At 42.9% G+C, this 7,372-nt stretch carries 6 protein-coding genes and 1 tRNA gene; 1 reads left to right on the top strand and 6 read right to left on the bottom strand.

Annotation, left to right across the window (positions count from 1 at the left end):
- Window positions 1–359 precede the first annotated feature (359 nt).
- From LC605_RS29890 to LC605_RS29865, 6 genes are all read right to left on the bottom strand, one after another.
- The gene (locus tag LC605_RS29890) at window positions 360–1,433 is read right to left on the bottom strand and encodes a sensor histidine kinase KdpD (RefSeq protein WP_229551053.1); all 1,074 of its coding nucleotides are present in this window, start codon (window positions 1,431–1,433) and stop codon (window positions 360–362) included.
- A 98-nt stretch (window positions 1,434–1,531) separates the two neighbouring features.
- Complete coding sequence (locus LC605_RS29885; RefSeq protein ID WP_229551052.1) at window positions 1,532–2,131, bottom strand: L-threonylcarbamoyladenylate synthase; 600 nt, start codon at window positions 2,129–2,131, stop codon at window positions 1,532–1,534.
- Between the two features lie 560 nt (window positions 2,132–2,691).
- Window positions 2,692–3,582: a peptide chain release factor N(5)-glutamine methyltransferase gene (gene prmC / locus LC605_RS29880; RefSeq protein ID WP_229551051.1), complete on the bottom strand. Its 891-nt coding sequence runs from the start codon at window positions 3,580–3,582 to the stop codon at window positions 2,692–2,694.
- Window positions 3,583–3,607: 25 nt separating this feature from the next.
- Complete coding sequence (locus tag LC605_RS29875) at window positions 3,608–4,426, bottom strand: Tic22 family protein (protein WP_229551050.1); 819 nt, start codon at window positions 4,424–4,426, stop codon at window positions 3,608–3,610.
- Between the two features lie 944 nt (window positions 4,427–5,370).
- A tRNA-Pro gene (locus LC605_RS29870) sits at window positions 5,371–5,444 on the bottom strand.
- 305 nt (window positions 5,445–5,749) lie between these two features.
- Window positions 5,750–6,301, bottom strand: a complete 552-nt coding sequence (locus tag LC605_RS29865; protein WP_229551049.1) for a GNAT family N-acetyltransferase — start codon at window positions 6,299–6,301, stop codon at window positions 5,750–5,752.
- 530 nt (window positions 6,302–6,831) lie between these two features.
- Between LC605_RS29865 and LC605_RS29860 the strand changes: the two genes are divergently transcribed.
- On the top strand, window positions 6,832–7,372 hold a 541-nt coding region (locus tag LC605_RS29860), incomplete at its 3' end, for a hypothetical protein (RefSeq protein WP_229551048.1).

Below are 7,372 nucleotides of genomic sequence, written 5' to 3'. Positions count from 1 at the left end.
TTGAGAATAAGATTCGTGCCACTTTTATTCCTCAAATATCCTTTTATGTATTATTTTATTCTTGTGATTTTCATTTATTACCGTAATAACCGCTTATGACAGTAAGGGGTGCGGAATGTGGGATATAGTCCAATACGCTTGGGTTAAGGATAATCGTAGGTTGGGTTGAACTTTAGTGTTACCCAATAAACGCCCGAAAATGTTGGGTTTCGTTCCTCAACCCAACCTACACATTTTTATTTTTTGGGCTTAACCCAAGCGTATTGTGATATAACCAGTAAGTTTTGTGTTGGGCTTATGTTTCGACTTACTTCTACTACGCTCAGGAACCGCGCAGCCGAAGGGATTCGAGGTACGAATTATTTTAATTCCGTCTTGCACACTAGAGGGATAGAGATTTGTAGTCTGGTAAGCTCCTGAAGTGGTTGCTCTACAATAGTCGAGGGCAGGATTGCCAACTTTCCTCCCATAACTTCCACCAAAGTCTGATTGATTAATAGCCTCATTCCTGGGGAAAGAGCAGCGTTTTCTTCGTCAATCTCGGTAGGCTGATCTTCAGATTTGATCAAATCAATCGGCTCGCTCCAGGGCATAGCATGAGTTGGTAGATCCAGCCAAATATTGACAAAATTATTTGTAGGTAGGGTGCTGCTGGAAATAGAGATGCTACCTTCCTCCATCTGAGTAATGGCAGTGTTTATAAAACTTATCAATATTTGGCGGAGACAGAGGTAATCTGTCAAAACATAAATTTCTGGGTCGGTGGGTAACAATTGCAAGGGGAAATTGCGATTTGCTGCCAGCATATAAGTTAACTTATGAACATCCTCCAAAATTTGGGCTAAGGGTCTGGGCTGAATATCTAATTTATTGGTACCGTGTTCAGTTCTTGCAACGTTGAGAATTTCATCCATCAGCTTGAGTAACTTCAGTGTTCGCTCGTGAGCTTGGGCAATAAATTCTCGTTCTTCAGCTGGATCTTCACACAAATCCGACAAAATTAACTGATGTAAGCCAATTAGACCATTGAGAGGCGATCGCAATTCATGGGTAGTCCGCGCCAAAAAACCAGCTTTAAACAGGCTCATTTCCCTGGCCATTTGGTACGCCAGCTGCGTTTGCTGTAGCTGTTGCGATATTGCTGGCATATCCTGTTGAGCTAGTGGCGCTACTGGAGATGAGCTAGATGAAACATTCTGATAATTCAGGTTATGTGGAAAAGTCCACCAAAAACCTAACCCCCTAACTCCCTTCTCGACGCGGGAAGGGGTAAAATTCAAAGTCTCTCTCCTTTGAGGAGAGAGATTTAGAGAGAGGTTTTCCAGATGACCTGAATTGTCAGATGAAACCTTTGATGATCGCACAAATAACTTACCAAAAACCATACCTAGTGCTATTCCTGCTCCTAGATATATCCAGTTGTTCCAATTCATAATCTGGCAATTATTAACTTGTTAATTGACCACAACAGCGCAAACTAAAGTTCCAGACTTCTGTGTTGTTAAAACCAGGAAGACAACATTATAGCGACCTATATTTGGTTATCACTGGAAATATCTAACTTTATCGCACCTTGCCGCAAAATCTGCCAATTTATTCCTGTCCATTTAGCAACGGTGGAAGGTACACCCGCCCCTGGTATTTCACCCTGGTATTCTAAAGTCAGAACCTTGGGAAACTGAGCCTCAATTTCTGCCATTGTTTGCAAAGGCGGCTGACCAGAAAAATTGGCGCTAGTAGTGGCAAGAGGGCCTGTTTTTGCCAAAATAGTTTGAGCGATCGCACTGTTTGGTACTCGAATACCAATTGTTGTTGGATCAATAGGGTTCATCACTTTTGGTAAGCGATCTGAAGCTGGCAAAACTAACGTCAGCCCTCCTGGCCAATATTTATCTGCTAATTCTTGCCAAACTTTACACTCATTCTCACTACCTTTAACATACGTCCATAAATCTTCAGCACTCGCAGCCATCAAAATCAAAGGTTTATCCTGACTCCGTTGCTTCGCCGCAAAAATTAGTCCTGCCTTTTCTGGTATAGCTGCAAGCGCAGGAACAGTATCCGTCGGAAAACTCACCAAAAGCCCAGCGCGTGCGCCAGCGATGAGATTTGTTAAAGAAACTTGTGTCATGTTTACAAAGTTAGGAGTTATAAGCCAATACAGTTCAGTTAAGCATTTCCTTCTTCTCTTTGCGTCCTCTGCGTCTCTGTGGTTCGTCAAAAAAATTGACTTTGACAAAGGATTTTAGCCTTAACCCAAGCGTATTGAGTTATAAGCCAATACGCTTGGGTTAAGGATAATCGTAGGTTGGGTAGAAGGTCGTGAAACCCAACAAAACCCCGAAAATGTTGGGTTTCGTTCCTCAACCCAACCTACGCAGTTTAAGGTTTTTGGCGCTAACTGAACCGTATTGAGTTATAAGCAGGACTTACGCAAAATCATGAAAAAACGAACCGCAAAGGACGCAAAGGAACAAGAGTTTCAGAGAGTTTTTGCGTAAGTCCTAATAAGTTAAGAGTGAGGAATTTCCTAACTCCAAACTCCAAACTCCTAACTCCCAACTCCCAACTCCCAACTCCCAACTCCCAACTCCCAACTCCCAACTCCCAACTCCCAACTCCCAACTCCCAACTCCCAACTCCCAACTCCTAACTCCTAACTCCTAACTCCTAACTCCTAACTCCTAACTCCTAACTTTTATAAGCCACAGCAAAGCGTTCAATTCCAGCTAAGTCAGCGTGAATTTGAATTTTACAATAGCTACCTTGATTTTGTAAAAGTTCTCGCACTGCATCCGCCTGTCCTGCCATCATCTCAATCAGCCACACCCCACCCGATCGCAAATAACTAGGGGAGATTTCTACTAAATGGCGAATACAATCTAAGCCATCAGCGCCACCATCCAAAGCTAGATGTGGTTCATGGTTAACTACTTCTGGTTGCAAAGTAGGTAAGGTACTGGTGGGTATATAAGGGGGATTCGACACCATACCACTGAACTGACCTTTGATAAATGCCAGTGGCTCCCACCAAGAACCTTGATAAAATTTAATCCGGTCAGTAAAACCCAAATTATCGGCGTTGGCTTGAGCGATCGCCAGTGCTGCTAAACTGTAATCAACAGCATGAATTGTGGCTTTTGGCAAGACATCTGCTAATCCGATGGCGATCGCTCCACTTCCAGTACCCAAATCCGCCCAGTGTCCGGAAGCATTACTAGCAGATGCTTTAGCTAAATCAATTAAGCATTCGGTCTCTGGTCGGGGAATCAAAACCGCACTGGACACCGCGATTTTAAAATTACGCCAAGGTGTAACTTTGGCAATATACTGCACTGGTAAGCGGTCATTTAATCGCCTCTGCCACAGATGGTCTAACTCTTCTAGAGGCAATTGCAGCTGAACTTGCGACCAGTTTTTAAAAGACTCCAAACGCAGTGCCAAGCGGTCTAATCCTGCAACTTCGAGCAGCAGCCAGTCTACCTCCCCTGGTGGGACATCAGTGGCGATCGCTGCTTGGAATGCTGCATTCCGCCACTCCCAAAGTTGTAAACCAGAAACTATCAGATGTTTCTCCCCCATACCTCCACCTTAGATCACATATCCGTTATTTTTTCGGAGCGGGTGCAGCCGCAGGCTTGGGAGCGGGTGATTGATTCGGGGCAAGGGAACGAATAAAATTGATCGACTCCCGCGATGGATAGAGAACAATTTTATTTATACTCGGATCGCTGCTGCTATTGAGAGCCTCCATAACACCGTACAAATCCACCACTTGAATTTCAGTATTGTCTGCTTCCTTTGGCACGGCTTTTTTGAATTCGTCTAAGAGAGCCACTGCTTGTTCTTTTTCAAAAAAGAATGGGATTAATCGCTCGTTGCCTTTTGGAACCGGAATAGTTATGTAGCTATTATCTTTCTTAAATTTTGGTACAAATAAGGGAATACCATTGAATTGCTCCCCTTTTTTACCATTTTGATTCAGCATACTTGTTGCCGAGGCTACCTGCTGTTGCGTCGGTACTAAAGTATAAATTACAGAGTCTGATTTCTTTTTGCTTTCTTGGACTATTTTATAGTAGTCTGCCAGGGACAAAGGTCTAACCTGTAGGGTGCTTGCCAACTGGGGATTTTCTTTTTTGAGCCGATTTTCAAGGAATTTTTGAGCATCTTGCTTGCTAATAAAAAATCCGACTTGCGAGATCGTCTTGGATGCGTTGTTTCTCGAAAGAACTACAAATTCGCCTTTCGGATTGGTGAGCGTGAATACAGGTACTTCTTGGAGCTTTTTCACTACCTGATCTTGTGGCAAAGCGATCGCCTCTAGATTGGCCATTCCTGGTAGATTGCCTATTCCTGAAAGCCCCGTTAAAAATACACTACCAGCTATACCCAATGTTGCGCCCAAGCGAATAAATGATTTCATGACTGCTCTTCGCCTCAATAGTCCAATTAAATTTAAACAAATGGTTGGATTTGCACAGCACCAACTAGCTTTAGTTATATAGCAATCTATTTCAGTTGTAAAAAATTCATTGTGCGTGTTGAAGTTGAGTGTTAACCGTTAACGGTCAAAATCCAATATTCGCCAACTATTTTGGATTGCTATAGTATCGTTTTCACAAGTTGCCTGTGCTAAGGTTGTGTTTTTGCCGATTTTGCTTTGCCATTCACCGCGAAATGCCGTAGATGCCTATTAGTATGTCTTCTCAAACGGTGAAAAGTCTGTATATCTCTGAAACCTTGGAGATGATCAATGTTATTTTATCGGCTTTTTCTAAAATCGGAGACGCTATTACTTAATCAATCGTTCCATCTACGATTGATTTAATATTTTTTCAAATCTATAGCGGTTTTCGGCAAGGGTGAAGTACAATTTTGACCTCACTTCCATTCCTCTCTTCTTTTAAGGAGAGAGGCAATGAAATTGTTCCCCCTTCCCGCAACGGGTTGGGGGTTAGGGGGTTAGGTCTATTTGGATACCTGTACCTCACCACATTGAAAATGGCTATATACAAAGCTTAGTACAGATGCAGCATAAAATCGTGGCGAATTGAGGGTTGAATTTTAAACGCATAGGCGCCTCGCCTTCCCGCAGGGTAGGGGCGCAAAGGGAAGCGCATAGGCGCTTCTCTACGAGACGCTGCGCGAACGCCTTCCCGTAGGGTAGGAACGCAAAGAGAATTCGCTAGGAATTTATGAAATATTGTACTTAGTGTCAGCAATATTTTACTGCTTACGGACGAAATTTGCCAATTAGGCATTTGACTATTGAAGCCTAATTCATATTCTCCGTAAAAATATGGAATTAGATTACACATCTCACCAAAATAACCGATTTAATCTACCCTAGCCGTTAAAACAATTAAATCGGGATGACAGGATTTGAACCTGCGGCATCCTGCTCCCAAAGCAGGCGCGCTACCAAGCTGCGCTACATCCCGGTTAGATTTATCTACTTTTTTGGTTTGGTTTAAACTAACAATCAAAGCGATCGCGCTTTCACAAAACCACTAAAACTTAATATATCATATAACACGGCTCATGCCTAAATATCTTTGATCTTTTGCAAAATCCGAGTTAGATTACATCCTTCTTACTGTAATAAAGGTTTTTCTGCCGACTTAGTTTTACAAGAGATATACTTGCTCGTTCGTCGGCTAAACCTTGCTAAAGCAAATCAAAATAATAGATTCTTGCTATTAGACCTGATTTTATTATGCCAATCGGGTTTGATTTAGATTCAGCGCTAGTGAGGATACCAGAACATACCTTTGATGCCTTCTGGATCAGCCATAAACCCCATAGTTCGGTAGAAATCTACAACATGAGGGTCGGCGAAGAGAGTGACATTACTAATTTCTTCACTCCTAAGTTTTTTGAGAACATATTTCATTAGTGCTTTACCCAGTCCTTGACTTTGAAAGTCTGGGTGAACCACCACATCCCAAATAGTGGCATTAAACGCGTGATCTGAGGTAGCGCGGGCAAAACCAATGAGCCGCTTTTGATTTCCTCTTACCTGCCACATTGAGGCAACAAGAAAACTATGCTCAATAGCTTTTTTCACTTTTCTTAGAGGACGACGCGACCAACCAACTGCATCACAGAGTTCTTCTAGCTCATATAGGTCAATGTCTCGTTCCGTGCTGAAGACGATCCGAGCCTCCTTTGAAGAAACTTCGTTAATGCTACCGGGACGAGAGTTGCCCGCAGCTTCCGGTGTATGCTCTTCAAAGGGGTTTGTCCTAGTTGTCGCTACAGATTCAGAAGTACTAAACCAAGTTTTCCAAAAACCCATGCCAACGTGGTTCGGGTAGTATAACTGAATTGGCTTCCACTCTCAGGAGTGTTGATTCACGCTTAACATAGCTACCCCTATTTCTTACCCCTTACACTGAAATTTTTTCGGTTTTTTTCGGGATTTGCAATGGTAACAGCCAGTTAGAGCGTGTTTCACACCAATCATTTTCAACTTTAGCATTTTGTTGTAAAGGCTAGGAAGAATTCACCAAAACGGAAGAATATAAACAATTCAAAATTCACGTATTCGTCTTGGAAAGTTCTCAACTCTTGGAGAGGCTTGTCTGCGATCGCTGCGCGATCGCCAACAAAGGGAAGCGACCCTCAGACTCTCTGCAAAATTCCAAATGGAAAAACCTAATCTTGGCAATTGGTCGTATAGAGTTGAAATGCACGTTAGCTTAGGAGTGAATTGTATACAAGGAATTGGGCATTGGGCATTCAGAACACTCTTTTCTTGTCCCTCAGTCCTCAATCCCGAACACGCAGCCCCCAGGTGACGAAAGCAAGCGAGTCTTACCCTTAACAATGGCTTCTGGTTTAAAATCTTCGACACTGGAACTCTTAAAGCGCTTTAACCGAGCGTTTCCCCAGTTTTATGAGCAATTTGTCAGCAGCGAAATTCAACTGCAAAATTTGCGACTAGCCTACCGTCTCTATAAAACTAGACGCGCTGTTATTGAACTAAAACCGGAAGGTAGCAAAAGTGCCCTGCATTTTGCTTACCGCAACCAGTCTTTTCTTCTCAGCGATATTTTTGGTGTACTAGCAGCTTATGGGTTGACTATCCACGGTCTGAGTCTATATGGACAGATCCGTCCGCCAATGTTAGTTTTTATCAAACTGCTGGTATCTCGTGGTAGTAAAGCCTTGACTGAGAAAACGGCAGAAAATGTTTGTCGCGCCATTCGCGAGGCTTTAGGGGGTCGGTTTGAGGTAGAAGAGATGCTGGCAGTAGAATTTAATCTTGATACTGGCTTAGAGCAGGTACAAACTGAGTTCTATGTCGATCCGGTTTTTCATCTCCCTGCCCTAGTGATTGAAGTCGATAATCAACCAGGATTATTCT

It is taken from the genome of Nostoc sp. CHAB 5836 (assembly GCF_020829445.1).
GTDB lineage: Bacteria > Cyanobacteriota > Cyanobacteriia > Cyanobacteriales > Nostocaceae > Nostoc.
The sequence above is the reverse complement of the archived record's forward strand: the minus strand, read 5'-3'. Positions and strand labels throughout refer to the sequence as shown.

Bases quoted from the DNA above. Each gene is read 5' to 3' on its own strand.
- LC605_RS29875 (WP_229551050.1), bottom strand. From the start codon at position 4,426: ATGAAATCATTTATTCGCTTGGGCGCAACATTGGGTATAGCTGGTAGT.
- LC605_RS29885 (WP_229551052.1), bottom strand. From the start codon at position 2,131: ATGACACAAGTTTCTTTAACAAATCTCATCGCTGGCGCACGCGCTGGG.
- LC605_RS29865 (WP_229551049.1), bottom strand. From the start codon at position 6,301: ATGGGTTTTTGGAAAACTTGGTTTAGTACTTCTGAATCTGTAGCGACA.
- prmC (WP_229551051.1), bottom strand. From the start codon at position 3,582: ATGGGGGAGAAACATCTGATAGTTTCTGGTTTACAACTTTGGGAGTGG.
- LC605_RS29890 (WP_229551053.1), bottom strand. From the start codon at position 1,433: ATGAATTGGAACAACTGGATATATCTAGGAGCAGGAATAGCACTAGGT.